The sequence below is a fragment of the Kitasatospora sp. NPDC101183 genome (genome assembly GCF_044767945.1).
GTDB lineage: Bacteria > Actinomycetota > Actinomycetes > Streptomycetales > Streptomycetaceae > Kitasatospora.
The window spans coordinates 31,996-57,460 of the sequence record NZ_JBIWOW010000019.1; the positions used below are offsets into that span (position 1 = coordinate 31,996).

At 72.6% G+C, this 25,465-nt stretch carries 32 protein-coding genes; 15 read left to right on the plus strand and 17 right to left on the minus strand.

The window, feature by feature from the left end; genetic code table 11:
• Window positions 1-97 precede the first annotated feature (97 nt).
• Window positions 98-1,042, plus strand: a complete 945-nt coding sequence (locus tag ACIRRS_RS25775; RefSeq protein WP_402975178.1) for an ADP-ribosylglycohydrolase family protein — start codon at window positions 98-100, stop codon at window positions 1,040-1,042.
• 71 nt (window positions 1,043-1,113) lie between these two features.
• Complete coding sequence (locus ACIRRS_RS25780; protein WP_402975181.1) at window positions 1,114-1,953, plus strand: GNAT family N-acetyltransferase; 840 nt, start codon at window positions 1,114-1,116, stop codon at window positions 1,951-1,953.
• A 254-nt stretch (window positions 1,954-2,207) separates the two neighbouring features.
• Here ACIRRS_RS25780 and ACIRRS_RS25785 read toward each other — a convergent pair whose 3' ends face one another.
• Window positions 2,208-2,834 (minus strand): MerR family transcriptional regulator, encoded by a 627-nt coding sequence (locus ACIRRS_RS25785; RefSeq protein ID WP_402975183.1) that lies wholly within the window; start codon window positions 2,832-2,834, stop codon window positions 2,208-2,210.
• A gap of 131 nt (window positions 2,835-2,965) precedes the next feature.
• On the opposite strand from ACIRRS_RS25785, the gene ACIRRS_RS25790 reads away from it, so the two are divergent.
• A complete protein-coding gene (locus tag ACIRRS_RS25790; protein ID WP_402975186.1) occupies window positions 2,966-3,427 on the plus strand; it encodes a DUF3291 domain-containing protein in 462 nt (153 codons plus the stop codon).
• 2 nt (window positions 3,428-3,429) lie between these two features.
• Here ACIRRS_RS25790 and ACIRRS_RS25795 read toward each other — a convergent pair whose 3' ends face one another.
• From ACIRRS_RS25795 to ACIRRS_RS25805, 3 genes are all read right to left on the minus strand, one after another.
• Complete coding sequence (locus ACIRRS_RS25795; RefSeq protein ID WP_402975189.1) at window positions 3,430-4,728, minus strand: alpha/beta hydrolase family protein; 1,299 nt, start codon at window positions 4,726-4,728, stop codon at window positions 3,430-3,432.
• A gap of 169 nt (window positions 4,729-4,897) precedes the next feature.
• Window positions 4,898-6,109: an acyl-CoA dehydrogenase family protein gene (locus ACIRRS_RS25800; protein WP_402975192.1), complete on the minus strand. Its 1,212-nt coding sequence runs from the start codon at window positions 6,107-6,109 to the stop codon at window positions 4,898-4,900.
• Window positions 6,109-7,146, minus strand: coding sequence for a phosphotransferase family protein (locus ACIRRS_RS25805; protein WP_402975195.1), 1,038 nt, complete (start codon window positions 7,144-7,146; stop codon window positions 6,109-6,111). Before ACIRRS_RS25805 ends, ACIRRS_RS25800 begins: the two co-directional genes overlap by 1 nt.
• A gap of 138 nt (window positions 7,147-7,284) precedes the next feature.
• On the opposite strand from ACIRRS_RS25805, the gene ACIRRS_RS25810 reads away from it, so the two are divergent.
• Genes ACIRRS_RS25810 through ACIRRS_RS25820 form a run of 3 tightly spaced genes read left to right on the plus strand, consistent with a single transcriptional unit; the run spans window position 7,285 to window position 9,793 of the window.
• Entirely contained in the window at window positions 7,285-7,602 is a 318-nt protein-coding gene (locus tag ACIRRS_RS25810; protein WP_402975198.1) for a hypothetical protein, read from the plus strand.
• The gene (locus ACIRRS_RS25815; protein WP_402975201.1) at window positions 7,602-8,996 is read left to right on the plus strand and encodes a hypothetical protein; all 1,395 of its coding nucleotides are present in this window, start codon (window positions 7,602-7,604) and stop codon (window positions 8,994-8,996) included. Before ACIRRS_RS25810 ends, ACIRRS_RS25815 begins: the two co-directional genes overlap by 1 nt.
• A 20-nt stretch (window positions 8,997-9,016) precedes the next feature.
• Window positions 9,017-9,793 (plus strand): hypothetical protein, encoded by a 777-nt coding sequence (locus tag ACIRRS_RS25820; protein ID WP_402975204.1) that lies wholly within the window; start codon window positions 9,017-9,019, stop codon window positions 9,791-9,793.
• A gap of 24 nt (window positions 9,794-9,817) precedes the next feature.
• On the opposite strand, the gene ACIRRS_RS25825 is transcribed toward ACIRRS_RS25820, so the two are convergent.
• The 3 genes from ACIRRS_RS25825 to ACIRRS_RS25835 all read right to left on the minus strand — a co-directional run bounded on the left by ACIRRS_RS25825 (window position 9,818) and on the right by ACIRRS_RS25835 (window position 11,588).
• On the minus strand, window positions 9,818-10,429 hold the full coding sequence (locus ACIRRS_RS25825) for a hypothetical protein (RefSeq protein ID WP_402975207.1): 612 nt from the start codon (window positions 10,427-10,429) through the stop codon (window positions 9,818-9,820).
• Between the two features lie 92 nt (window positions 10,430-10,521).
• Complete coding sequence (locus ACIRRS_RS25830; RefSeq protein WP_402975210.1) at window positions 10,522-10,881, minus strand: hypothetical protein; 360 nt, start codon at window positions 10,879-10,881, stop codon at window positions 10,522-10,524.
• A gap of 308 nt (window positions 10,882-11,189) precedes the next feature.
• A complete protein-coding gene (locus ACIRRS_RS25835) occupies window positions 11,190-11,588 on the minus strand; it encodes a hypothetical protein (protein WP_402975538.1) in 399 nt (132 codons plus the stop codon).
• Between the two features lie 314 nt (window positions 11,589-11,902).
• Here ACIRRS_RS25835 and ACIRRS_RS25840 point away from each other — a divergent pair, with 314 nt between their 5' ends.
• On the plus strand, window positions 11,903-12,862 hold the full coding sequence (locus tag ACIRRS_RS25840; RefSeq protein ID WP_402975213.1) for a GNAT family N-acetyltransferase: 960 nt from the start codon (window positions 11,903-11,905) through the stop codon (window positions 12,860-12,862).
• Window positions 12,863-12,902: 40 nt separating this feature from the next.
• Window positions 12,903-13,454 carry a nitroreductase family protein gene (locus tag ACIRRS_RS25845; protein ID WP_402975216.1) on the plus strand — a complete coding sequence of 184 codons (552 nt, stop codon included), beginning with the start codon at window positions 12,903-12,905 and terminating at the stop codon, window positions 13,452-13,454.
• A 17-nt stretch (window positions 13,455-13,471) separates the two neighbouring features.
• Here ACIRRS_RS25845 and ACIRRS_RS25850 read toward each other — a convergent pair whose 3' ends face one another.
• The 4 genes from ACIRRS_RS25850 to ACIRRS_RS25865 form a co-directional block, all read right to left on the minus strand.
• A complete protein-coding gene (locus tag ACIRRS_RS25850) occupies window positions 13,472-13,774 on the minus strand; it encodes a hypothetical protein (RefSeq protein WP_402975219.1) in 303 nt (100 codons plus the stop codon).
• Between the two features lie 110 nt (window positions 13,775-13,884).
• Window positions 13,885-15,963, minus strand: coding sequence for a HelD family protein (locus tag ACIRRS_RS25855; protein ID WP_402975222.1), 2,079 nt, complete (start codon window positions 15,961-15,963; stop codon window positions 13,885-13,887).
• 310 nt (window positions 15,964-16,273) lie between these two features.
• Window positions 16,274-16,936 (minus strand): response regulator, encoded by a 663-nt coding sequence (locus ACIRRS_RS25860; protein ID WP_402975225.1) that lies wholly within the window; start codon window positions 16,934-16,936, stop codon window positions 16,274-16,276.
• Entirely contained in the window at window positions 16,933-18,108 is a 1,176-nt protein-coding gene (locus tag ACIRRS_RS25865) for a sensor histidine kinase (protein ID WP_402975228.1), read from the minus strand. The genes ACIRRS_RS25860 and ACIRRS_RS25865 overlap by 4 nt, the downstream gene beginning before the upstream one ends.
• Window positions 18,109-18,243: 135 nt before the next feature.
• On the opposite strand from ACIRRS_RS25865, the gene ACIRRS_RS25870 reads away from it, so the two are divergent.
• Together ACIRRS_RS25870 and ACIRRS_RS25875 are read left to right on the plus strand one after the other, a co-directional pair.
• Window positions 18,244-18,696, plus strand: a complete 453-nt coding sequence (locus ACIRRS_RS25870; protein ID WP_402975231.1) for a hypothetical protein — start codon at window positions 18,244-18,246, stop codon at window positions 18,694-18,696.
• A gap of 32 nt (window positions 18,697-18,728) precedes the next feature.
• The gene (locus tag ACIRRS_RS25875) at window positions 18,729-20,840 is read left to right on the plus strand and encodes an MMPL family transporter (RefSeq protein ID WP_402975234.1); all 2,112 of its coding nucleotides are present in this window, start codon (window positions 18,729-18,731) and stop codon (window positions 20,838-20,840) included.
• A gap of 49 nt (window positions 20,841-20,889) precedes the next feature.
• On the opposite strand, the gene ACIRRS_RS25880 is transcribed toward ACIRRS_RS25875, so the two are convergent.
• Genes ACIRRS_RS25880 through ACIRRS_RS25895 form a run of 4 tightly spaced genes read right to left on the minus strand, consistent with a single transcriptional unit; the run spans window position 20,890 to window position 22,423 of the window.
• The gene (locus ACIRRS_RS25880; RefSeq protein ID WP_402975237.1) at window positions 20,890-21,168 is read right to left on the minus strand and encodes a DUF397 domain-containing protein; all 279 of its coding nucleotides are present in this window, start codon (window positions 21,166-21,168) and stop codon (window positions 20,890-20,892) included.
• Window positions 21,168-21,377, minus strand: a complete 210-nt coding sequence (locus ACIRRS_RS25885) for a DUF397 domain-containing protein (protein ID WP_402975240.1) — start codon at window positions 21,375-21,377, stop codon at window positions 21,168-21,170. The genes ACIRRS_RS25880 and ACIRRS_RS25885 overlap by 1 nt, the downstream gene beginning before the upstream one ends.
• A complete protein-coding gene (locus ACIRRS_RS25890; protein WP_402975243.1) occupies window positions 21,377-21,586 on the minus strand; it encodes a DUF397 domain-containing protein in 210 nt (69 codons plus the stop codon). The genes ACIRRS_RS25885 and ACIRRS_RS25890 overlap by 1 nt, the downstream gene beginning before the upstream one ends.
• A gap of 21 nt (window positions 21,587-21,607) precedes the next feature.
• A complete protein-coding gene (locus ACIRRS_RS25895) occupies window positions 21,608-22,423 on the minus strand; it encodes a Scr1 family TA system antitoxin-like transcriptional regulator (protein WP_402975246.1) in 816 nt (271 codons plus the stop codon).
• Between the two features lie 97 nt (window positions 22,424-22,520).
• Here ACIRRS_RS25895 and ACIRRS_RS25900 point away from each other — a divergent pair, with 97 nt between their 5' ends.
• Genes ACIRRS_RS25900 through ACIRRS_RS25910 form a run of 3 tightly spaced genes read left to right on the plus strand, consistent with a single transcriptional unit; the run spans window position 22,521 to window position 23,241 of the window.
• Window positions 22,521-22,859, plus strand: a complete 339-nt coding sequence (locus tag ACIRRS_RS25900) for a hypothetical protein (protein ID WP_402975249.1) — start codon at window positions 22,521-22,523, stop codon at window positions 22,857-22,859.
• Window positions 22,856-23,050: a hypothetical protein gene (locus ACIRRS_RS25905; protein ID WP_402975252.1), complete on the plus strand. Its 195-nt coding sequence runs from the start codon at window positions 22,856-22,858 to the stop codon at window positions 23,048-23,050. The genes ACIRRS_RS25900 and ACIRRS_RS25905 overlap by 4 nt, the downstream gene beginning before the upstream one ends.
• Window positions 23,047-23,241: a hypothetical protein gene (locus ACIRRS_RS25910; protein WP_402975255.1), complete on the plus strand. Its 195-nt coding sequence runs from the start codon at window positions 23,047-23,049 to the stop codon at window positions 23,239-23,241. Before ACIRRS_RS25905 ends, ACIRRS_RS25910 begins: the two co-directional genes overlap by 4 nt.
• A 47-nt stretch (window positions 23,242-23,288) precedes the next feature.
• Here the strand turns inward: ACIRRS_RS25910 and ACIRRS_RS25915 are convergent, their stop codons facing one another.
• A complete protein-coding gene (locus ACIRRS_RS25915) occupies window positions 23,289-24,053 on the minus strand; it encodes a hypothetical protein (protein WP_402975258.1) in 765 nt (254 codons plus the stop codon).
• Between the two features lie 48 nt (window positions 24,054-24,101).
• The gene (locus ACIRRS_RS25920; RefSeq protein ID WP_402975261.1) at window positions 24,102-24,515 is read right to left on the minus strand and encodes a hypothetical protein; all 414 of its coding nucleotides are present in this window, start codon (window positions 24,513-24,515) and stop codon (window positions 24,102-24,104) included.
• On the opposite strand from ACIRRS_RS25920, the gene ACIRRS_RS25925 reads away from it, so the two are divergent.
• Together ACIRRS_RS25925 and ACIRRS_RS25930 are read left to right on the plus strand one after the other, a co-directional pair.
• Window positions 24,496-24,843, plus strand: a complete 348-nt coding sequence (locus ACIRRS_RS25925) for a hypothetical protein (RefSeq protein WP_402975264.1) — start codon at window positions 24,496-24,498, stop codon at window positions 24,841-24,843. The two genes, ACIRRS_RS25920 and ACIRRS_RS25925, sit on opposite strands and share 20 nt — an antisense overlap.
• A 206-nt stretch (window positions 24,844-25,049) precedes the next feature.
• Window positions 25,050-25,451 (plus strand): NUDIX domain-containing protein, encoded by a 402-nt coding sequence (locus tag ACIRRS_RS25930; protein ID WP_402975268.1) that lies wholly within the window; start codon window positions 25,050-25,052, stop codon window positions 25,449-25,451.
• Window positions 25,452-25,465 lie beyond the last annotated feature (14 nt).

Below are 25,465 nucleotides of genomic sequence, written 5' to 3' on the forward strand. Positions count from 1 at the left end.
AGCTACTGAGCAGCCCTCGGGCCGCCCCGCCCTCCCGGCGGGGCGGCCTCCCCATATATGGGTGCGCCCGGGCGGCGGCGGCTGCCAGGATGCCCGCATGACACCGCTCACCGCCGCTCGCGACTCGTTGGAAGGCCTCGCCCTCGGAGACGGCTTCGGGGAGCGCTGGTTCCCCCTGTTCCGCACGCCCCGCGAGGCCGTCCGGCAGATCCGGGAACGGCGCCTGCCCGTCGAAGCCGCCTGGCACTGGACGGACGACACGGCGATGGCCCTCTCCGTCTTCGGCGTGGTCGCCACCTACGACTCGGTGCACCAGGAGCGCCTCGCCCAGGCCTTCGGCGTCCGCTACACCGCCGACCCCGGCCGGGGATACGGCCACGGCATGCACCTGCTGCTCCCCGAACTGGCCGAGGACCCGGCGAGTTGGCGCACCCGCGCCCGGGCGCTCTTCGACGGGCAGGGCAGCCTGGGCAACGGCGCCGCCATGCGCGTCGCCCCGCTCGGCGCCTGGTTCGCCGACGACCTCGACGAGGCCGCCGAACAGGCCGCCCTCTCCGCCGAAGTCACCCACGCGCACCCCGAGGGGATCGCGGGCGCGGTGGCCGTCGCCCTGGCGGCGGCGCTGGCCTCCCGCAGCCGCACCCTCCCGCCGCCCGACGGCGGCGAACTGCTCACGGCCGTGGCCGACCGCACCCCGCCCGGCGCCGTCCGCGACGGCCTGCGGCGGGCCGCCGACCTGCCCGCCGCCACCGAGGCCTGGCGCGCCGCCGACCTGCTCGGCAACGGCCAGAGGATCTCGGCCGCCGACACCGTCCCCTTCGCCCTCTGGTCGGCCGCCCACCATCTCGACTCCCTCACCGACGCCCTGTGGACCACCGCCGAGGGCCTCGGCGACGTGGACACCACCTGCGCCGTCACCGGCGGCGTGGTCGCCGCCCGTACGGGCCTGGCCGCCGTGCCCGGCGACTGGCTGTACCAGCGGGAGCCGCTGCCCGCCTGGGTCGGCGAGTTGGCGGAGGAACCGGTGGGGGACGACGGCTGACAAAGGCCTCCGACGCCCCCGGCTGGCCCATTCACGTGCGGCCGATCACCGGGCTGGTGTGCAATCGACGGATGACGATCAGGACGAGCACGCCGACGATCGACGAACTCCCCTCCCTCCTCCGCGCGTTGGCCGCCTGGCAGCACGACGACCGCACCGCCCAGCTCCACCCGGGAGACCTCGGCTGGTACTGGCGGTTCGGCACGCGGCGGACGGCGGAGTCCCTCCGTACCTGGAGCCGGTCGGGCGTTCTGCTGGCCGTCGGCCTGCTGGACGGGCCGGACGTACTGCGCCTGGAGATCGCGCCGGAGGCCCTGCACGACGACGAGCTGACCCTGCGGCTGGCCGAGGGCGCGGCGGACGTGGCCTCCGTGGCCACACCCGCGGACGCGCCGCTCCGGGACCAGCTGCTGCGGGACGGCTGGGAACCCGGCGAGGCCTGGACCCCGCTGCGCCGCGACCTCACCGCTCCCGTCCCGGCCCCCGACGCCCGCATCGAGACGGCCGGGCCGGAGCAGGCCGCCGACCGCACCGCCGTCCAGCGCGCGGCGTTCGCCGGCTCCACCTTCACCCCCGAGCGCTGGCACACCATGGCCGCCGGCGCCCCGTACGCCGCCGCCCGCTGCCTCCTCGCCCGCGACGACCACGGCCGCCCGGTCGCCGCCGCGACGGTGTGGTCCGCGGGCGAGGGCAGGCCCGGCCTGATCGAGCCGATGGCCGTCCACGCCGACCACCGCCGCCTCGGCCACGGCCGCGCCGTCACCCTCGCCGCCGCCCACGCGCTCCGCGCACTCGGCTCCTCCAGCGCCGTCGTCTGCACCCCGAGCGACAACACCGCCGCCGTCGCCACCTACCGCTCGGCCGGCTTCCAGCAACTGCCGGACCTCCGCGACCTCCACCGCAAGGCGTAGCGCGCGGACGGCGGCGGCCGAGCGCGAAGCCGGGGGCCGGGCCCCGGCTTCGCCGAACACGGGCGCGGGCGCGTCGGAGACGAGACGCGCCCCCTCCTCCGGGACCGGCCCGATCGCGGCGCGCGCCACCGCGCCCCGCACCTCGCCGTACCGCACCTCGACCGCCATGCCGACACCTCCGCCCTGGCCATTCCGGATCGTTCGGGCCCGACCATAGCGCCTGCCACTGACAGTGCCGCCCCGGCGACGGTCCGTCAGGCGTCCCGCCGCACCGACTCGTTCTCCTGGGCCAGCCGCCGCAGCGCCAGCAGGGCCGGCTCCAGGAGGACGGTGCGCACCAGGGCGCTCTCCGCCTGGTCGAGCGGGTCGGCCTGCGGGTCGAGCTGGTCGAGGTCGACGGCGGCGATCCCGGCCGAGAGGGCCGCGTAGCGCAGGAGCGCCGGGTGGGCGATCTCCTCGCCGAGGGAGCGCAGGGTCTCCAGGGTCTCGCCGAGGGCCGCCCGGGCGGGGGCGTGCGCGGAGACCTCCCAGCCGAGTTCCCGGAGGAGTGCGTCGACCTCGGCGGCCCCGGGGGCGGGGGCGGGTTCGGAGTCGGAGTCGTCCTCCTCGGCGGGGCGGGCGCCGAGGACGATCCCGAGCACCTGGTGGCGCTCCCCCGCGTGGGCGGCGACGCCGCCGAGCACTTCCTTGGTGGCGCTGACGCTGAGCCCGCGCACCCCGATGAGGGCGCGGACGAGGCGCAGGCGGCGCAGGTGGGCCTCGTCGTACTCGGCCTGGGTGGCGGCGGTGGCCCGGCCGGGCGGCAGCAGGCCCTCGCGCAGGTAGTACTTGATGGTCGCGGTCGGGACCCCGCTGCGGCGGCTCAGCTCGGACATGCGCACGACTGTTCGATTTCCATCCTGTCGACCCTGTCGACGACTGGCCATTGGATACCGATACTGTCTAGCATGGATAGTGCCACTACCCAATGTCGCGTCGAACGCCGACGAGGCGTAGCCGAGGAGTCCCCGCCATGCCCACGCTCCCCTGGATCACCCCGAACCCCGCCGCCCCCGGCACCGAGGCCGTCGTCATGGCCTCCCGCTTCGAGGTCCGCTCCCTCGCCGACGTGCCGCGCTTCTTGGCCAAGTCCCTGGTGGTCTGGCGCCAGTTGCGCACCACGCCGGGCGTCGTCGGCGCCTCGCTGGTCGCCCGCCCGCTCAAGCGGACCTTCTACACCCTCTCCGCCTGGGAGAGCCGCGAGGCCCTGAACGCCTTCGCCGCCGCCGAGCCGCACCGCGGTGTCATGACCGGACTGCGCCGCACCACTCGGGAGTCCACCTTCACCTTCTGGCGGACCCCCGTCGAGCAGCTCCCCGTCACCTGGCCGGAGGCCTACCGGCGCATCGACGCGGAGCGCACCCGGAACCAGCGGACGCAGGGCCCGCAGGCTCAGGGCCCGCAAACTCAGGGCCCACAGGCTCAGGGCTCGTAGGCTCAGGGCTCGTAGACCATCTCCGGGAACGCCGCCGAGGGCCCGTCCAGCAGGTGGTCGTCGTGCCCGCGCAGCCACCGGTCGAAGAAGTCCGCCACGTACGTCCGCGTCGCGAGCACCGCCCGCTCGGGCCGGATGCCCCCGATCGTCTCGCTCACCGGGCCGGGCTTGACCGCCCCCTGGGCGGCGAGCTGCGGCAGCAGCGACTCCGCGTCCGTGTACGAGCCGTGCCGCGAGCCCTCCAGCGTGAAGTCGGCGTGCCAGCCGGTGCTGTTGCGCCACAGCGCGTCCCAGCCGGGCTGCTGCTGGTGCGGCCCGGAGTCGGGGTTGCGGGTGCCGAGCAGCAGGAACGGCCGGTCCAGGCCCTTCTGGGCCACGTCCGCCAGGAAGACGCCGGTGCGCCCGTCCGGGCCGGGGAAGTGCAGCTGCCCGTCCATGTTGACGGCGGCGGCGATCCGGGGGTCGTCGTGCATGGCCTGGAGCGCGGTGGAGCCGCCACCCGAGTGGCCGACCATGCCGATCCGGTCGAGGTCCATCGCGGCGCCGAGGCCCGGCGGCAGCTGGGTGCGCGAGTACTTCAGGTGCGGCAGCTCGTCGAGAACGAACCGGGTGTCGTCGACCCGGGTGGCGATCATCTTGCGCAGCAGCGCGCCGGCGTCCAGGTCGGGCGCCGCGAACAGCCCCGGCATCACCGAGGTCGCCAACTCCCCGTTCGGGAGCGAAACTTCGGAGGCCTCCCAGGTGTGGTCGACGGTCACCACCACGTACCCGCGCGAGGCGAGGTCCTCCACCAGGCCCGTCCCCCAGGTGCGCGGGTCCCCCAGGCCCGCCGAGTACAGCACCACCGGCCGCGCCCGGCCGGGCAGCGCGGGCGCGTCGGCCCGGGCGTGGGTGCGCACGCCGGCCCAGTCGGTGCGGTCGGGCTCGAAGCCGATGTTCGACTGGACGACGCTCCCGGCGCTGCCGAAGTGCGCCGCCGCGTCGGGGGTCATGTAGGGCGCGCGGTCCTCGCCGATCGCGTGGCGCCCGGTCGGGTACCAGAAGCTGATCATCAGCTCGCGGGACCGCCCGGGCTTCCACGGGTCCTCCCGGTCCCGGTCGACCAGGTGCACGCTCGTGGTGCCGACCGCGTACGGGCCGGTGGGCGCCGGCAGCGCCGCCCTCGCCTGCGTCGCCGCCCGGGACGCCACCGGCGCGGGCCCCTGCGAGGCCGCCATCGCGCCGGGCGCCCCCGCCGCCCCGAGTGCCACCGCCGCCGCCAGCACCACCGCCGCCACCGCCCGTCCCCGTGTGCCGCTCATGCCCCGTCTCCTCCGTGCTCGCCCCGTTGTCGGTACGGGGGAGACGCTACGGGCGGGGCGGGGCGCGGCCGTCACACCGGGGAGCCAACTCGCCGACGGATACCCAGGTATGACGGTGCCATGGACCGGACGGACGAGGGGGTACCCCGGTATGACGCGCCTTGCGGGTCTACCGGTGCTTCCGCAGCTCGCGGCGGGCGAGCGAGCGCTTGTGCACCTCGTCCGGCCCGTCCGCGAGGCGCAGCGTGCGCACGCCCGCCCAGAGCTGGGCGAGCGGGGTGTCCTGGCCGACACCGGCGGCGCCGTGCGCCTGGACGGCCTTGTCGAGGATCCACTCCACGGTGCGCGGGGTGGCGATCTTGATCGCCTGGATCTCGGTGTGGGCGCCCCGGTTGCCCACCGTGTCCATCAGCCAGGCCGTCTTCAGCACCAGCAGCCTCAACTGCTCGATCCTGACCCGGGATTCGGCCACCCAGTCCTGCACGACCCCCTGCGCGGCGAGGGGCTTGCCGAAGGCCACCCGCGCGTTCGCCCGGCGGCACATCGCCTCCAGGGCGCGCTCGGCGATGCCGACGGCGCGCATGCAGTGGTGGATGCGGCCGGGGCCGAGGCGGGCCTGGGCGATGGCGAAGCCGCCGCCCTCCTCGCCGACCAGGTTCGCGGCGGGCACGCGGACGTCCTCGAAGAGCAGTTCGGCGTGGCCGCCGTGGTCGGCGTCGTCGTAGCCGAAGACCGTCATGCCGCGCTCGACGGTGAGGCCGGGGGTGTCGCGCGGGACGAGCACCATGCTCTGCTGGCGGTGCGGCTCGGCGGTCGGGTCGGTCTTGCCCATGACGATGATCAGCTTGCAGTCGGGGTTCATCGCCCCGGTGATGTAGAACTTGCGCCCGTTGATCACGTAGTCGTCGCCGTCGCGCACGATCCGGGTCTCGACGTTGGTGGCGTCCGAGGAGGCGACCTCCGGCTCCGTCATCGCGAAGGCGGAGCGGATCTCCGCCTCCAGCAGCGGGCGCAGCCAGCGCTCCCGCTGCCCGGGGGTGCCGAACTGGGCGAGCAGCTCCATGTTCCCGGTGTCCGGCGCGGCGCAGTTCAGCGCGGGCGGGGCGAGGTGGGGGCTGCGGCCGGTGATCTCGGCGAGCGGGGCGTACTGGAGGTTGGTGAGGCCGGCGCCCTGCTCGCCGGGGAGGAAGAGGTTCCACAACTCCCGCTTGCGGGCCTCGGCTTGGAGATCGGCGACCACGGGCGGGACGGACCAGGGCGTACGGGCCGGGTCGGCCAGTTGCTCGGCGAGCACGGGTTCGGCGGGGTACACCTGCTCGTCCATGAACGCGAGGAGCCGCTCGCGCAGTTCGGTGGTCCGGGCGTCGTGGGCGAAGTCCATCAGTGCTCCTTGAGGGTGCTGAGGCCGTGCCGGGCGAGGATCGGGGGCATCTCGGCGGCGCGCTCGAACCCGGCGCCGAGGGTGCGGCCCTGCTGGAAGCGGAAGTGGATGCCCTCGGCGACGACGGCGAGCTTGAAGGAGGCGAAGGCCACGTACCAGTCCAGGTCGGCGGCCTCGCGGCCGGTCGACTCGGCGTAGTGCGCGACCAGTTCGTCCGCCTTCGGGAAGCCGGGGGCGGTGGCCGCGAAGGGGATGATGCCGCCGCCGACACCGGCGAGTTCGGTGTACATCACCAGGAGGCCGACGTCGGTCAGCGGGTCGCCGAGGGTGGACATCTCCCAGTCGAGCACGGCGGCGATCCTGTCCTCGCCGTCCTCGGCATCGACCAGGACGTTGTCGAGCCGGTAGTCCCCGTGCACGAGCGCGGGCGCCGGTGAGACGGGCAGCCGCTCGGCGAGCAGGGCGTGCAGCCGGTCCACCTCCGGCAGGTCGCGGCTGCGGGAGGCGGCGAACTGCTTCTCCCAGCGCCGCAGTTGGCGCTCCAGGTAGCCCTCCGGGCGCCCGAAGTCCGCGAGGCCGACGGCCTCCGGGTCGATCCGATGGAGGGCGGCGAGGGTCTCCACCAGCCGCAGCCCGAGCGCGTGCACGCGCCGCTCGCCGAGCGCCGCCAGCGGCGCGACCTCGCGGTGGGCGGTGCCGGGGACGTACTCCATGAGGTACCAGGGCGCGCCGAGCACCTCCGTACCGGCGTCGATCAGCAGTGTGCGCGGGACGGGCACGTCCGTACCGCCGAGCGCCGTCATCACGCGGTACTCGCGCCCCATGTCGTGCGCGGTCGCGAGCACGTGCCCGAGCGGCGGACGGCGGAGTACCCACCGCCGGTCACCGTCCGCGAGCAGGTACGTGAGGTTGGAGCGCCCGCCCTCGATCAGCTCCGCCCGCAGCTCCCCCCTGACGCCGCCGGGCAGCTCCCGCTCCAGGTGGGCGCGGAGTCGGGCGAGGTCCAGCCCGGGCGGGTCGGCGGGGTGGTCGGACATCGGGCGGCTCCCTGAGGGTGGCGTCGTTGACTAAGCGCTTGCTTAGCATTCAACCGGAGGGTGTTTCTTGTCAATGCCACACGGTGTCCCCCGGGCCTCTTCCGCGTTTCCAGTGGAGGACCACGGGAAGGGCCCGACATGGGATACGACACGACGCTCATCGACGCCGCCACCGTCACCAAGGCGGCCTCCGAGGTGCAGGCCACCAGCGAGAACGGCCGCCGGAACACGCTGATGGAGGACGCGACCGCGGCGGGGGCCGGGCACCCCGGATGGAAGGCCTCCACCGCCGCCGCGGCCTGCGTCCGGGCCTGGCAGGTCCGGCTCCGCCGGGAGGCGGACGAGATCGAGGCGGCCGCGAGGGCCCTCGCCGCCTCCGCCCACAGCTACGTCACCACCGACCGGGCCCTGGCCGACGCCCTCACCGGGGACGCCGCCCGACTGCGGGGCGCCTGATGCTCACCGTCGACGCCCTCACCAAGGCCGACCCCCGACTGTGGCACCACGCCGGGGACGACGCCGCCACCACCGCCCGGCACTGCGAACACGTCGCCTCCGTCGCCCGCGACGAAGTCGCCCGCACCCTCGGCACCGTCTGGAACAGCCCCGCCGGCGACTCCGCCCGCGCACGGTTCGCCCGGCACGCCGAGTCCTACGAGGCGGCGGCCATGGCCATGCGGGCGACGGCCCGGACGTACGACAGGCTCGCCACCTCCGTCGAAACCGCCCAGGCGGCACTCCACGGCGCGCTCGACTACGCGAGCCGCCACCGGCTCACGGTCCACCAGGACGGCTCCGTCCGCGCCGATCCGGCGACGCCCACCCCGGAGGACACGGTCGAACAGGCCCGGCACCTGATCCTCTCGGCACTGCGCTCCGCCACCGAGGCCGACACGGCGGCCGCCGACGCGCTGCGGACACTGGCAGGGCTCGCCTCCCTCCAGGACCCCGCCGCCGCACGCGAGTTGCTCAACGGGGACGGCATCGGCGCACTCGCCGTCGCCCTGCGCCTCCAAGGCGGCGCGGGCGGGGGCGGGCTGCACGGGATCAACGTCCCCCAGCCCCTGATCGAGGCGGCCCGGATGGCGTCGGCCGAGACGGGGGTGAGCCTCGACCTGATCCTCGCCGTCCTGTGGCAGGAGCAGCAGTGGTACCAGAACTTCGAACCGGACCTGAACGGCCCCCTCACGGCGGCTGGGCGGGAGGCCGACTGGGCCGCCGAGGAGACGTTCAAGCCGACCAAGTCCCTCGGAATCACCCACATGAAGCTGGCCACGGCCCGCAGCGTCATCGACGCCTCCCCCGGCGACTTCCCGGACCTCGACGGACTCACCGACTCCCAACTCGCCCGCCACATCGAACAGCACCCCGACGAGGACGTCCGCCTCAGCGCGCACTACCTGAAGCAGCTCCGGAACGACCCGCACGGCGCGACCACCGACAAGGAGCTCTTCATGCTCTACGCGGCCGACACCCAACAGGTCCGCGACTCCAACGCCCGCTACGGCGACGACAGTTCGCAGCGCGGCGGCTCGATCAAATCCCGGGCCGACAACTGGGACCACCTCCAGCAGTCCCTCCGGGACGCCGACGCCTGGAACGGCCTCCCGGAGAGCGAACGCCGCAAGGCCCTCGACACGCTCGCCGCGCAGACTCCGTACGATCGCAAGGTGGACCTCAACCCGCTCTACTCCGGCGCCGGAGTCTCCTCCAGCACGTACGGAACCGGCCCCCTGCCACCCGACCGGGCACAGTTCCCCCCGACGCCGACCCCGCAGTCCCCGGTCAGGCCCGAACCGACGGTGCCCGCACCACGCCCCGGTCCGCCTCCGATCCCTCCGGCCAAGTGAGGCCGCTCACGGGGCGGTTGGTGGCGGCTGCGATCTTGCTGGCCTCGTCGGCCGCGTGCAGCGGCGGCCCACCGCCCCCGGTGCCGCTGCCGACCGAGGTGCCCGCGACGTCCCCGTACGGCACCGCCGACGAGCTGCTGGCGGCCCTCGGTCGCAACGGCATCCCCTGCACGGTCACCCTCCACGATGCGCAACGGGACGGCGGTTCCGGCACCGACTGCACGGCGGTCGTCGACGGCGTCTCCTTCGAGAACGAGATCAGTGCCTTCGGGCCGGGTACGAACCTCGACGCGATCGGAACCTCCGTCGCGTACCGCCGCGGCCAGGGCCAGACCCTCGTCGCCGCCGGACGCTGGTACGTCTACGTGCGCAACCCCGCCTACGCGGCCCGCGTCGCCGAGGCCCTCGACGGAGTCGTCCTCCCGGGCAAGGACCTGCCCGTCCCCTCCTACTCCCTCCCCGCCATCCCCGCCGCCCCCCGCTACGCCACCACCCAGCAACTCGCCGACGCCCTCGACGCGGTGGCCGGCTGCACCGACCGCAAGGACACCGGCGACGGCGCCCTCACCTGCCGGACCGGCTCCCGCATCGGCCACTCCCCCAACTGCGCGACCCTCCAGCTCCACCCGGACGACGCGACCCGCGACAAGGCCCTTCGCATCGCCATCTCCCACCCCGGCGTCCCCGTCTCCCTCGCCACGGCCGGCAACTGGACGATCAACCTCTGCGACTACACCCTGGCCGACCAAGTGGCCCACGCCCTGGGCGGCGTGGTCGTCTCCTACGACGGCCGGTGACCCGTACAGGCGTCCGTACGTTCCTCACCAGACCTGTCTCGCCCAGTCACCCCGGACGCGGTAGGCACGACCGTCGCCGAGTTCCTTCACCCCGCCGGAAACGACCTCCCTGTAGTACGGGTACTGCTCCGTCACCGCCGCCAGCAGGAACTCCAGGAACCCGCCCTCGAACAGGTCCCACTCCAGCATCGAGTCGAGCTTGGCGGCGACCGGCCACCGGTCCGGGTCCGGACCCCGCATCAGCCAGAAGAAGTGGTCGGAGTTGTAGTTGTTGGCCCACTTCAGCAGCCCGCCCTCCACCGGGAACAGCGGATACGGGCACTCGTCGTGGTCCCCGTCCTCGTAGGCCTGCGCCAGCATGGCGCAGTACCCGTAGGGTTCCGTCGTGCCGTACAGGAACCCCTCGAAGCCCAACGGCTGCCCGACCGTGACGCTGGGAGCCATCGACGGCGTGAAGATGTGCAGCTCGCCGCTGATGCTGATCGCCCCGTACCGGTCGACGAACGCCCGGTAGTCCGCAGGCAGTTGAAAGCCGATCGCCTCGGGCGCGAGCTCCCACGGCACCGCCACCACCCCCTCCGAGGGCGGCGGCCCGATCACCGCGCCGAGCCGCTCCAGCATCCCCTCGATGTCCACGTTCGCTCCCCCGGTCGACCGCTCCCGTCAGAACACCCTCATCCTGCCGGACGGTGACGACATCCGGTGGCGTCCGCGGCGGAGGTCGTCGGTCAGGGAACGTCCCAGGCACCCGCGCCCGTGAAGGCCGTCGCGGCGGGGACTTCGGCGGTCCGCAAGGACATGGTGAACCATGATCGTTCGATCACCGTGCCCATGACCCGCTCGGCCAGGAGGAACAGCTTCGGACCCCAGAGTTCGGTCGGGTCGGTGACGTCGATCAAGCCGCCGCACCAGGCGGGGTTCCAGCGGGGGTCCCCCTCCCGGAGGGGTGTGACGGGACCGTAGGGCTCCTCGTGGACGACGAGTTCGCCGTCGACCGCGTAGTGGACGCTGTCACCGCCGTTGACGTCGAGTTGGAGCCCGAAGCACCTGCCTCCTCCCCTCGACAGCGAGCGCAGCACTCCGGGCACCGCTCCGGCACATCCGACGACCTCCAGGGCGAAGACCAGCCCCGCGACCGTGCCGACGCCGACGTGGTGGCGCGAGGCGGTAGGGGCTGCCGTCGGGGACGAACCAGTGGGTGGGGTGGTCGGCGGGGACGGTGTACGGGTGGGCGGGGTCGGTGACCATGCGGACGATCAGTTCGGTGGCGGTGCAGTCGACGCGGAGTTGAGCTCCCGGTGGGCCGGTTCGTCATCCTGTCCCCCGCGCATGGCTGCGATCGTCCGTTCCCGCGATCACCGCAACCCCAACGTGCCTGGCGGTGGCTGGAGTTCGCTCAGCCCTCCTCGCACGGCCTGCTCAGCTCCACGTGATCGTTGCGCACCATCACCTGCGCCAGCCGCGCTGCAGCCGCCACCACGTCGGTCCAGGACGGTGCGTCCAGGTAGGCCTCGTCCCCGGCATCGGCACCTACCGCGTCCTGCACCACCCCGTAGGCGGCGCCGAGGCGCGCCATCAACTCGACCTCCTCGTCGGTACGGAGGCTCTGCCCCAGCCAGGGGCGCGGGTCGTCCGCGTCGCAGAAGTCGTCGAACAGCACGTGCACGATGTGGTCGAGGTCCTCGAACTCCTCCGGGTCGAGCCACACCTCGCGCTGCCAGGTCGGGCTGGCCAGGGCGACGACCGCCGGGACGACGTGCATGCGGTGGTAGGGCAGGGCCACGCCGTGATCCATCACGAGCCGAGGCTACCCATTCCGCCCGCGCCTGCTCGCCTGCTCGCCTGCTCGCCCGCTCACCCGCTCACCCGCTCACCCGCTCACCCGCTCACCCGCTCACCCGCTCACCCGCTCACCCGGCGAGGGTTTCGTGCTGAAAACCCGTTGCTTCTTGATCGGATGCCGCTCTACGCTGGCGGCCCTCGTCGTCGTTCCCGCAGAAGGGAGGCCCGTGATGTTCACCCCGAACCCGGCGCTTCCGATCGGCCGCACAAACTCCTAGACCTGCCCTGATCGGGTAGCGCCTCCGGCTCCACCGCCTCGGAGGCACCGTGATCTTCCGTCCCACCGTCGAGTCCGACCTCGACGGCTATCTCCCGCTCATCGTCACCGGCCCGGCCGGCGGCATCACGCCCGACGCCTACCGGGCCAAGCTCGCCGGCGGCCAGTACCGTCCCGCCTGGACGTGGGTCGCCGAAGGCGCCCCCGGCGCGGCGCCGCTCGCGCTCGCCGTCTGGTGGGGCGGCCCGGGCGACGCCCTGCCCGGGGCGCTCGACGGCGTGTTCGTCCGCGAATCCGTGGGGTCGCCCGCCGAACGCACCGCGCTGGCCGCCGAGTTGCTCACCGCAGCACACGCGGCGTACGCCGGGGCGGGCGCGGCCGTTCCGCCCGAGTTCCACCTCTTCCTGCCCGGCGACTGGCACGACCGGCCCGAGGTGGTCGCGGAGGTCGCCTGGCGGCGGGAGGCGGCCCGACGGGCCGGGCTCCCGGTGAGCCTGGAGCGGCTGCGCTACGAGTGGACGCCGAGCGCCGGCCTGCCGGAGCCGGCGGGGCGGCTGGTCTTCCGGGCCGAGCCCGAGGACGAGGTGTTCGTCGACCTCTTCCGCCGCGCGCTGGAGGACACCCTCGACGCCGCCTCCCACAAGGAGGCCCACCGGCTCGGCGCCGAGGCCCAGGCGCGGCAGGACGTCGCGTTCTACCGCGACTCCATGCCCGGGGAGCGCTCCTGGTGGCGCACGGCCCGGACGCCCGGCGGCGAGGTGGTCGGCTTCGGCCTCCCCTCGCGCAACCACACCTCCCCGGTGGTGGGCTACCTCGGGGTCCTGCCGGAGCACCGGGGTCACGGGTACGCGGACGAGATCCTCGCCGAGATCACCCGGGTCCTGGCCGCCGAGACGGACCCGCAACGGGTCCTCGCCGACACCGACCTGACGAACACCCCGATGGCCAGGGCCTTCGAGCGCACGGGCTACCGCACCATCGCCCGCCGCCTGGTGCTCTCCGCGCACTGATTCCGGAATACACGCGGGCAGGCGCCCGTTGCAGCGCAGCATGCACGATCATCAGGAGCCGCCCGGCGGCATACACCCTCTGCTCGCCGGGCGCTTCAGCCCCTCCCGGTTCGATCCGTCGGGGGTGGTCGACGACCGTGCCCTCGCGCTGCTGCTGGAGGCAGCGCGGTGGGCGCCGTCGGCGGGGAACTCCCAGCCGTGGGGCTTCTTCACGGGCAGGCCCGGTGAGCCGGAGCACGACCGGCTCCTCCCCCACCTCGCGCCGAGCTCGGCCCGCTGGGCGACGGACGCGGGCCTGCTCGTCGTCGCGCTGACGCGTCGGCACGTCGACGACTCGCAACTGCTCTACTCCGAGTTCGCGGACTACGACCTCGGCCAGGCCGTCGCCCACCTGACGGTCCAGGCCGAGGCCATGGGCCTGGCCGCACACCAGTTCCGGGCCTTCGACCTGGAGGGGCTCACCAAGGAGCTGGACCCGAACCCGGGCTGGGCGATCGTCTCCATGATCGCGGTGGGCACGGCCGCCGGCGACCCGCCCGAGGGCCGCACCCGGCACAGCCCCGCGCACCTGCGCTCCGCCCCCTGGTCGTGATCACTCGCACCACGGGCTCAGCTCACCGAGGCACCCGGGGCGAGCTCGAGGCCCGCTACCGCGAGGAAGTCCTCCAGGCTGATGTCACCACCGCCGGTGCCGTCGTCCCACTCGACGAGGAGCCCCGACAGGCCTCCGTTCCACGACTCCGCCGTGTCGGCCTCGACCTCGGGCCCGGTGTGCCACTCGACGCAGCCCAGGCCGTGCCGGTACCGGAGGTACAGGTACTGCCCGCCCACCGTCCAGGCGTCCCACTGCGACGGGCAGGCGGAGCACGTCTGCACGACCCGGATCAGCTTGCGCCCCTCGTCCGTATCCATGTCCGTTCCAGGATGGTCGCGGGGTGGGCGTCGTTCCGGCAATCGATTTCGACTCGCCCCTGCAGGCCGCGCAGGAAGTCGGCCCCGCCGACTTCCTGCGCAGAGCCCGCCTACCGAAGCGCGAGCGTGCAGAGCCGCTTCGTCGCCCGGGTCAGGGCCACGTACAGGTCCCGTTCGCCCGCCGGGCGGGCGGCGACGATGCCGTCCGGGTCGACCACGACCGCCTCGTCGAACTCCAGGCCGCGCGCCTCCGAGGCGGGGACCAGGCGGGCGTGGGCCTCGACGCCCGCCGCCGCCAGGGCGGCGAGGCGGTCGTCCGCGCAGACGACGCCGAGGAGTTCGCCCGGGTGGGCGGCGGCCTGGGCCCGTAGCAGGCCGAGGAGTTCGTCGGCGAGGCGGTCCGGGGCGACCGCGACCGTCCGGGGCTCGTCGCCGTGGCGGATCGAGCGGACGGGCGGCTGGTCCGGGGCGATGCGGGTGAGGAGTTCCGCAGTGGTGGCGAGGATCTCCTGGGTGGTGCGGTAGCTGACGGTGAGCGTCCGCAGGTCGAAGCGCCGGCCCAGGTGCGGGGCGAGCGCCTCGTTCCAGTCCCGCGCCGTCGCCGCCGGGCCCGCCTGGGCGAAGTCGCCGACCAGGGTCATCGACCGCCCCGGGCACCGCCGTACGATCATCCGCCACTGCATGGCCGTCAACTCCTGCGCCTCGTCGACGACGACGTGCCCGTAGGCCTGCTCGGGCGGGCCGTCGACCAGGCTCGCCGCCTCGTCGAGGAGCGGCACGTCGGCCTCGGTCCACGGCGCGCCCGGGGTGCGCAGCAGCAACGCCCGTTCGGCGTCCGCGAGGTGCGGCAGGTGCTCGGCCAGTGCGTCGGTGTCGGTCAGCAGGGCGTCGACGACCCCACCGGGGGCCAGTCGCGGCCAGAGCTCCTCGACGGCCCGGTCCACGTGCGCGTCGTCCAGGAGCGAGGCCCGGACGGCGTCGGCGTCGAACTCCTCGGCGCCGGTGGAGGGTTCGCCGTCCAGGCCGAGGTTGCGCAGGTCGCGGGTCGCCATCTTGTCGAGGTCGATGCCGGTGAGCTGGGCGACCTCGGCGTCCATGCGCTCCAGGTCCTCGGCCATGCCCCGGGCGAGCGCGCTGGTCAGGGCGTCCACGAGCAGCTCCAGGAACAGCCGGCGCGCCCGGTTGTGGGCGAGGCCGCTCCCCCGCGCCGCCTCGCGCGCCTCGGCGACCCGATCCTCCCCCAGGCTGACCCACTCCTGCCCGACGCGGACGGTGAAGTCCCCGCCGGGCGCCTGCCGCGTGCGGACCAACTCACCCAGCGCGTCCGCCAGTTCGGTGCCGCCCTTCAGCCGGGCCACCGCGAACCCGTCCACGGCGCCGGGCCGGACGCCGGCCAGTTCCTCACAGGTCGCCAGGACGACGTCGTTCTCCCCGAGGGAGGGCAGCACCTGGGAGACGTAGTCCAGGAAGCGCGCGTTCGGCCCGAGGACGAGCACGCCGCGCTCGGCGGCCTTCGGGAACGCGTACAGCACGTACGCGGCGCGGTGCAGCGCGACCACGGTCTTTCCGGTGCCGGGGCCACCCTGCACCACCGTCACCCCCCGGTGCGAGGAGCGGACGATCGCGTCCTGCTCGACCTGGAGCGTGGCGACGGCCGATCCCATCCGGCCCGTACGCCGCTCCTCCAGCGCGGCCGCCAGCGGGCCGTCACCGACGACGTCCCCGGAGGCGGGCTCGGAGCCGTCCAGCAGCTCGTCGCTCACGGCGGTCACGGTGCGGCCCGCGAGGCTCAGGTGGCGGCGGCGCCGCAGGCCGAGCGGGTGCACGGGCGTCGCCTCGTAGAAGGCCCGCGCCGCCTCCGCCCGCCAGTCCACCAGGGCGGGCAGCTCGTCCTCGTCCCGCTGCAGGCCGAGCCGGCCGATCCGCAGCACCGTCCCGTCGGTGAGGTCGATCCGGCCGAAGACCAGCCCGCCCTCCGCGCCCTCCAGCCGCCGCACCTCACCCGCCAGCCGCCCGGCGGCCAGCTCCCGCTCGTACACCTCACCCGCACCGTCGGCCACCGACGCGAGCACCCGGCCCAGCTCCGCCCGCGCCCCCGCGAGCCGCTCGTCGAACAGCTCGCCGATGGCGGACACGTGCGCCCGCTCCAGCTCGACCTGCTGTGCGGTGTTGCCGTGGATCTGCGACAAAGAGACGCCCCTCTCGATTCGACGCACCACTATGCAGAGGCATTCCGGGAAAGTAAATATTGACTTCGCCGCTGGACGTGTGGCTTTCGATTTAGGGCACCGGCAGTTTTTCGGGTATTTACGGTGGGGCCGGTTGCATGCCCCACCAGGGCGATCCCATCGGGGAGTGGAGGTGGAGGTGCCGTGGAGGAAATTCGCGCAGCGGGGGTTGACGGGCCTTTCTTCCGGCGTCTCTCCTATTGCCGGGCGGCCGGTCCGATCCACTGAATGATCACGCGCCGGCGGCCTGCCTCTCGTCCTGGCTCTTGTCCTACCTCTCGCCCCAGGTTTCGCCGAGGCCCGCCTGGATGGCGAGGACGGCGAGGCGGACGCGGTTGGTGGTGTCCGTCTTGGTCATCAGGTTCGACACGTGGGTCTTCACCGTGGTGAGGCCGATGTGCATGCGGTCGGCGATCTCATGGTTGGAGAGCCCGGCGGCGATCAGGCGCAGCACCTCCTCCTCCCGGTCGGTGAGGCGGGTGGCGGCGGGCCGGCGGTCGGGGCGGGTCTGCCAGGCGTGGGCGGCGCGGGCGACGACGCGGTGGAGGACGGTGGGGCTGTACGGGCTGTCGCCGGCGGCGGCGCGGCGGACGGCGTCGAGGACGGCGGCGGGGGCCACGTCCTTGGCGAGGAAGCCGCAGGCGCCGGCCTCCAGGGCGGGGTAGAGGCGGTCGTCGTCGTCGAAGGTGGTGAGCACGACGACGCGGGTGGCCGGGAGCAGGCGCAGGATCTCCCGGGTCGCGGTGGTGCCGTCGGTGCCGGGCATGTGGAGGTCCATCAACACCACGTCGGGACGCGCGAGTTCCGCCAGCCGTACGGCCTCAGAGCCGTTGGCGGCCTCCCCGGCGACGGCCAGGTCCTCGGTCGACTCGCACAGCATCCGCACGCCCGCCCGGACGAGCTGCTGGTCGTCGACGATCAGCACGCTGATCACGGCCGCGCCGCCGAACCCGCTGCGGGCAGCGCCGCGGCGATCCGCCAGCCGTCCCGTACCGGGCCCGCGTCGATCGTGCCGCCGACGAGGGCGACGCGTTCGCGCATGCCGAGCAGGCCGTAGCCGCCGTCCGCCGGGGCGGGCGGCGCGGGGCGCGGCAGGTCGTTGACCAGTTCCAGCACCAGGGTTCCCTCCGTCAGTTCCATCCGCAGCCGGACCCGGGCGGCCGGTCCGGCGTGCTTGACCACGTTGGCCAGGCCCTCCTGAACGAGCCGCAGGACGGTCAGCGACCGTATCGCGTCCAGTTCGGCGATCCGGGGGTCGATGTCGGCGAGGACGGCCGGGCCCGACTGCCGGGCGCGCTCCACCACGTCCTGCACGGCGGCGGGCAGGTCGGTGGTGTCGGCGAGCAGCGGGGCGAGGTGGTCCCCGGCCGGGTCGCGCAGCGCGGCGAGCAGGCCGCGCAGGTCGGTGAGGGCGGTGTTCGCGCTGGCGTGCACGTCGTCCAGGACCTCCGCGATGCGAGGGTCGGTCTGCGGCAGGACGTGCCGGGCGACGCCGACGCGCAGCACGGTGGAGGCCAGGTGGTGGGCGACCATGTCGTGCAACTCCCGGGCGATCGCCGCTCTTTCGCCCATGCGGGCGCCCCATTCGGCGAGGTCCCGGCTGCGTTCGGCCTCCAGCGCCCGGCCCTGGGCGGCCCTGGTCGCCAGCTCCGCCGAGCGGATGTAGGCGGCGAGCAGCACGGGGACGCTGACGATCACCGCTGCCCGGTAGAGCCCGGAGGGCAGGGTGGACGTCAACGGCGGCCCGAGGTGCAGGAGTTGCGCCGCCGCCAGAGCCAGCGAGGTGACGAGGGTGGGCAACCCCCAGCGCCGGACTGCGAGTTCGAAGAGGGCGGCGCTGGCCCCGATCTTCGCCTCCACCGTCACCGGCGGGGAGCACAGTTCGGCCAGCGCCAGCAGCCCGCACTGGCCGAGCGCCGCCTCCCAGGGGCGGAACCCCATCAGCGCGCCCAACGCCAGCACCCCGAGGCCGATGGACCAGTCGACGGCGCCCAGGGATTCGGGTCGACGCATGAGCAGCAGGTAGCCGAGGCCGAAGGCCACCAGCGCCAGCCGCATCAGCCCGAACCGTCGGCCGAACAGGCGGTCCATCCGTTCGCGAAGCACGGGACGAGACACTACGGGCCTGCGGCCGGGGGCGACTCCTCCTCCAGGCGGACGATCCGCCTCCTCCTTCCGGTCGGACGGTTCGGGCCCATCGCCCGAGGTGGCGGGCGGTCCGGCCCGGCGAGCCTGGGGCCCATGACCGAACATCCTGAACGCGTCGCCGTGGACGATGACTTGGCAGTGACAGCTGTCTCACCACAGGCCGACGGCCGGTTCGCGCGCCGGGGCCGGCACAACCGGGCGGCCGTCGTCTTCGCCGTCTCCGGCCTGGTCGTCGCCGGCTGGGCCGTCCTCGTCGCCCTCTTCGCGGACCCGCAGGTGCGGGTGACGTGGGCGGGCTTCGACGGCCTGGAGGCCACGGCGATGGGGCTGGCCGGGCGGCTGGCCGCCCGCAGCGACCCCCTGGTCAGCCTGGCGGCCGCCGGACTGGCCGTCTTCATGATCACCGACCTGTGGTTCGACGTCACCACCGCCCCCGCCGACGCCCTGCCGACCTCCCTCGCGATGGCGGGAGCGGTCGAACTGCCCTACGCCGCCGGGTGCCTGGCGTACGCGCTGCGCACCTTCGACCGGATGCGGCGCCGATGAGCCCGCGCCCCCGATCTCACGGAGCCTCCCACGTGATCGCCTCACTCGGACGATTCGCCGCCGTACGCCGCCGGTGGGTCGTCGCCGTCGCCCTGCTGTTCGCCCTGGTGGCCGGCGTCTGGGGCACCCAGGTGTTCGGCGCGATCACCGGCGGAGCGGGCTTCGACGACCCGCACAGCGAGTCCACCCGCGCCGACCGCGTACTGGCCGGGCCGCTGGGCCGGCAGCAGACGGACCTGGTGGTGCTGTACCGCAGCGCCGAACTGACCGTCGACGACCAGCAGTTCGCGGGCAAGGTGCAGTCGGCCGTGGCGGGCGTGCCCCGCGAGGACGTGGCGCGGCTGGATACGTACTGGTCAAGCGGCGTATCCGACTTGGTAAGCCTGGACCGCCGCTCCACGTACGTGGCCGTGCAGTTCAAGTCCGCCGACGACCAGGAGCGCGTCAAGGCGCTGCAGCGGATCGAAGGCCGGTTCAAGGTGGACGGCCTGGACGTGTCGTTCGGCGGCGTCACGGCGATGACCGAGCAGGTCAACACCCTCACCGGCCGGGACATCGGACGAGCGGAGTTGCTCTCCGTCCCGCTGCTGCTCCTGCTGCTCGTCCTGATCTTCCGCAGCGCCCTGGCCGCCCTGCTGCCGCTCGCCACCGGCGCCCTGGTGGCGCTCGGCTCGTTCACCGTGCTGCGGGTCCTGACGTATGTGGTGCCGATCTCCAGCAGCGTGATCAACGTGATCACCATCCTCGGGCTCGGACTCGCCATCGACTACGCCCTGTTCATGGTCAGCCGCTTCCGCGAGGAACTCGCCGCAGGCACCCCGCTGGACCTCGCCGTCCAACGCACCACGGCCACGGCCGGACGGACGGTCGCCTTCTCGGGCCTCGCCGTCGCCATCTCCTTCGCCGGGCTGGCGCTCTTCCCGTCCCGCTTCCTCAGCTCGATGGGCTACGCGGCGGTGTCGGTGGTCGCCTTCGCGGTGCTCAGCTCGCTCACGGTGCTGCCCGCGCTGCTGCGGATCGTCGGGCACCGGGTCAACTCCTGGCGGATTCCGATGCCCTGGGACGGCCGTGCGAGGGCGGCGGCGGCACGGCCGGAGACCGAGGGATTGTGGTACCGCACGGCACGGCTGGTGATGCGGCGCCCGCTGCTGGTCACCGTGGGGACGGTGGCACTGCTGCTCGGCCTCGGCGCGCCGTTCCTCGGCGTCAACTGGGCGCGGCCCGGGGACTGGGTGCTGCCCGCGAACGCGGATGCGCGGGTCGTCACGCAGCGGCTGTCCACCGAGTTCCGGTACGACCCGAACAAGGTCCTCACCGCCGTCGTGGAGTTCCCGGCCGAGGCCGACCGGCCCGCGTTGGACGCGTACGCCGGTCGCCTGAACGCCGTACCGGGCGTGAGCGGTGCGGCGGTCACGGCCGTCCACGGGAACGCTGCGCGGGTCACGATGCGGTACGCGGTGGACCCGATGTCGGAGAAGGCGCGGGTGATGGTGGGGCAGCTGCGGGCGCAGGCGCCGCCGGAGGGTGCGCGGACACTGCTGACCGGGATGCCGGCGAGCCGGGTGGACATCGTCCGGATGATCGGGGAACGGGCGCCGTGGATGGGGGTGTTCGTGGCGGTGGTGTCGGCTGTGGTGCTCTTCCTGGCGTTCGGGTCGGTGACCATTCCGCTGAAGTCGGTGGTGCTGAACCTGCTGTCGCTCGCTGCGGCGTTCGGCGCGATCACGTGGATCTTCCAGGACGGCCATCTGCAGGGGTTGTTGGGGTTCACCTCGATCGGCGCGATCGATGCGGACTTTCCGGTGCTGATCGTCGCGATCGCGTTCGGTCTTGCGATGGACTACGAGGTGTTCCTGCTCTCCCGGATCAAAGAGGCCCACGACCGGGGCGCTGCGCCGGAGGAGGCGATCGCCCTCGGGCTGGAACGGAGCGGACGGATCATCAGCAGTGCGGCGTTGCTGCTGATCGTGGTGGTGTGCGGGTTCCTGACGTCGTCGATTGCCTTCATGCAGATGATCGGCGTCGGCCTGGTCATCGCCGTCGCCGTGGATGCGACGCTGGTCCGGGCCGTTCTGGTGCCCGCGACCATGCGGCTACTGGGGAAATGGGCCTGGTGGTCACCCGGTCAGCGAGTGCAGGGATAGAGACGGGCGTGGCCTGGCGGCTTGCCGCCAGGCCACGCAGAGTTCGTCGTCAGACCTCGCCGAACTCCCCGGCTGAGGTCGCCGCAACGAAGGACCGCCAGGCCTCGGCGGGGAAGACCAGCACGGGCCCCTCGGGGTCCTTCGAGTCGCGGACGGGCACAAGGCCAGGAGAACCCACGGCGACCTCGACGCAGTTACCGCCTTGCTGGCTATAGGTCGACTTCACCCAGGACGCACCGGCAAACACCGCTGCCTCGACGCAGTTTCCGCCATTGCCGCTGTAGCTGCTCTTCCGCCACTGGGCATCAGTCAGGTCAAGATCAGCCATCAGACTCCACCGAACTCGCCGGCCGTAGCCGCCGCGACGAACGACTGCCAAGCGTCGGCGGGGAAGGCCAACGCAGGCCCCTCGGGGTCCTTGGAGTCGCGGACGGGCACCACGCCGGGAAGTCCGCGAACGACCTCAACGCAACTGCCGCCATTGCTGCTATAGCTCGACTTCATCCAAGCCGAGCCCCTCAGATCAAGAGCCGCCATCAAATCCCTCCGAACTCGCCGATCGAGACCGCCGCGACGAACGACCGCCAGGCCCCGACCGCAAAGACCAACGCGGGCCCCTCGGGGTCCTTCGAGTCACGGACCGGGACAACGCTGGGGAAGTCCGGCGAGACCTCCACACAGGAACCGCCGTTGCCGGAGTGCGACGACTTGAACCAGGTGGCGCGGGACAGGTCTGGGCTGGCCATGGGTCAAAGTTCCTTTCGTGCCTAGCGGATCAGATCGAGGGACGCTGCTCTGCTCAGAGCGTCCACCTGCAACCGATCGTAGGCCCTTTCCCACGCTCTGACGGTCTTGTCCTCCCTCACGACGAAGCCGTGGTCCGCAGCTTCCGTGTAACCCACAACGGACCGGTCGGCAAACGTCAACAATGTGACGAGCGAAAGAAAAGGAACGTGCTCAGCCAGACTGAACGGCGCCACCTGGAAGATCACATGGGGCTTGGATGCCATCTCGGCCAGGTGATCGAGCTGTGCCCGCATGGTGTCGGCGCCGCCGACCGGGCGCCGAAGGGCACTCTCGTCTATCACCACGTGAATGACCGGAGGCTCGGGGCGCCTGAGTAGCCGCTGCCGCGCCATCAGGTACCGCACCCGCTCCTCAGCCTGGTCCGGAGTGCTGCTGCCACGCTGAACTGCTGCCGCTTCGATCGCAGAAGCGTATGCCGTGATCTGGAGAAGTCCGGGAATCAGGTTCGGTTCGTAGATCCTGATCAACGAAGCACGCGCCTCCTGCGCTGCATGCTCGGGGAAGCCTTCCAAGAATCCCCTCCGACGCATCCCGATCCACGTCAGCTCTAACGTCTGGCCCGTCCCGAGCGCCCTGTCGGCGGCCCTGACGAACTTTCGGCTGGTGGATTTGCGGCCCGTTTCCACCGCCGAGATGTAGCTGTCCGAGTACCCCATGGCGTCGCCCAGCTCCTGCTGGGTCCAGCCCAACGCCTCGCGTGAGCTGCGAAGCAGTGCGCCGAAGGACTCGCGCGGGGACGACGTTGGATCAAGTTCCTTACGGTTCAAGGAGCTCACCCGATTCCACTTGTGATGCAGGCAAGTTGAACGACTGCCGAGCTTAGCCCACAGTGAGCGCTGCCGGTAGTCATGCAACTACTCAGAGGAGCGATCCATGAGCACCCCCACTCCCCCGAAGCCGTTCCAGGCGGTGATCTACCTCACCAAGGGGGAACTCACCTTCCCCGAGCGCGAGTTGCGCATGTGCGAGTCCTACGCCCGCACCTTCAACTGGGACATCTCCCTCATCGTCGTCGACACCGACGCCGACAGCTCCGGCCCCGACCGCCGTCCCATGCTCCAGGCCGCACTCCAGCGCGTCCTCGACCACCGCGCCGACGCCATCCTCATCCCCTCGAAGGCCACGATCTCCCCCATCGAGGGCGAGTTCAACGAGTTCTCCCACCGCGTCGAGAAGGCCTCCGGCTTCATCCAGGTGGCGACCCGCCGATGATCCACTACACCGTCGTGCCCGTCCTCCCCCTCCTCTCGCGCGGCCCCCATGAGGTCTGGAACGTCCGCAACTCCCGTACCGGGCGCCTCGTCAAGGCCGCCCCTCCCACCACCGGCCTCCGCTACTTCCCCACCCACGCGAGCGCCCGCGCCTGGATCGCCAAGAACTCCCCCTCCACGGAGGGTCCGTGACCACCCCCACCTGCCCCTTCGAGGTCCGCCTGATCGACTCCCGCAGCCCGCACTTCGTCCTCCTGGAGTGCTGGGGCATCTGGGACCTCACCCACCACGAGTACCTCCGCGCCGCCGGCTCCCCCGAGCGCATCCGGCGCTTCTACACTCGCTCCGCCGCCGAGGCCCACCTCCGCGCGCTCCCCTCCTGACACCTCGGGCGGCCTGGGATCCCAGGCCGCCCGAGGCAATCCCCGTGTCACGGGCCGGTGTTGTAGCTCCCGGTCACCGTGATGGCCACGACGGTGCTGTGCGCCGGGTAGGCGTCGGCGGCCAGGCGCTCACGGCTGTACGGCTGCCAGTCCACGTAGTATTTCGTCTTGACCGTCGGGTACTTGAGATAGACGTCGTGCAGGTACGTTCCGCCGTCGAGGCTCGGGAGGCCTGGCCCCTGCACCACCTCGACCTCTCCGTTCGGAGCCCTGTTCGGGCCTCCCGGATCCTGCGATACGAAGTCGTCCCTGATCGGCACGCCGTACTGCACGCGCACCGGCCCCGGTTTCGCACGCGCCCCGTACACATAGTCCAACGCCGCTACCAGCCCGGGCTGTTGCCCCTTGTACATCGGATTGCCCGTCCACCCGGCACTCCACCCCGCAGCGGCCAGCGCCGCATCCAGCTGACCGAGGCGCTCCCGGAAATCGCCGTCGAACGCCTCGTACACCGTGGTCGTCCTGGTGCAGGTCACCGGGAGCCACCGCTCCCGCGTGAAGGAGAAGCCCCGCCGCACCGTGTCGGTGCTGCACACGTCCGCCACCGTGGTCCCCAGGTACGTCGCCCACGGCAGCCCGACCTTCACCTTCTCAACCTGGCCGTCCAGTCGGGCGGTCAGCACCCGGTCCGCCTCCCGCGCCGCAGCCGAGTGCGCCGCCTTCTCCACGTCGGGCTGCGGCTCCGGCCGCAGCTCCACGTAGAGCCACACCCCCAGCCCGACGACTACGGCGAGAACCGCCCACAGGACCACCGCGCACCCGAATCGCACACGCTCCGCCACTCCAACCCCCCGATCAGATCAGCCAGGAATGTTCTTGGTCACGGCCTCCATCAACGGCGCGAGCCGCTGCGACAACGCGTCCAGGTCCGCCTTGCGCCCGTCCGACCACTGCGCCTGGCACACCAGCATCGCGTACCCGCCCGCCGCGAAGCGCTGCACCCGGCTGTCGTCGACCGGCAGTTCGTTCAGGCCCGAGTCCTTGGGCGGGCGGTGGACGGCGACCTGGTACGACTCGGAGTGGGAGCTCAACTCGGTCATCACGTGGACGATGTCGCCCTTGTCCTTCATGGCGAAGAGCGCCAGGTTGTACTGGTTGCCCTCGGTGTCCTTGTACAGCACCAGGTCGACGCCCACGCAGCCGTGCCCCTGGGTGATCCACCCGGCGAGGGTCGGCCCCACGGTGTCCGGGCCCGTGCAGCTCGTCCTCACCACGGAGGCGAGCATCGAGTACCCCTGCACCTTCCCCGGGAAGACGGACAGCGGGATCGGTTCGGTCGGAACACCGGCACCGGCGGTGGCGCTCAACGGCGTTGCGTCGACAGGCGATGCCGTCGATGTCGGGGCGGCGGACACCGTCGGCGCGGGCGGAGCCGCAGCGGGCCGGGACGGCTCCGGCTGCACGAGCACGTACGCCGACACCCCCGCCGCCACCAGCAGAGCCGCGACCGCCGGAACCGCTATTCGGCGCCACGAGCGCCCCCGCCCCGGCTCCGTCCCCGACTCCGGCCCCGCCTCCCCACTCGCCGAACTCGGCTCCTGAACAACGCTGTTCTTCTCAAAATCCTTGACGAACTGTTCCCACTGTTCGCCACCGGACTCACTCTTGGTCACAGCCCCAGGACCTTAGCGACCACCACCGACACCGGAGCACCCGGGGGTCGTTCGGAACCGCACCGTCCGCCCGCAACCCCGCGCCTACACTCGTACGCTGACGACCTATCGGCCCAAGGAACGGAGCGTACGAGCATGGTAACCGTCATCGACAAGGTGGCCTGGATCCACACGGAGAACGGCAAGGTCCTGAGCACCCGCTCGCGCGGCAAGGACGCCTACTACCTCCCCGGCGGCAAGCGCGAACCCGGCGAGAGCGACCTCGACACCCTCGTCCGGGAGATCCGCGAGGAGCTGACGGTCGCCATCGCGCCCGCGTCCGCGACGCCACTGGGCGTGTTCGAGGCGCAGGCCCACGGCCACCCGGACGGCGTCCTCGTCCGGATGACCTGCTACACCGCCGCGTACGAGGGCAGCCTGCAGCCCAGCAGCGAGATCGACGAGGTCGTCTGGCTCACCTACGCGGACCGGCAGCGCATCTCCCCCGTCGACCGTCTCATCTTCGACCACCTCCACACGGCCGGCCTGCTGGCCTGACGGTCCCCGCCCGG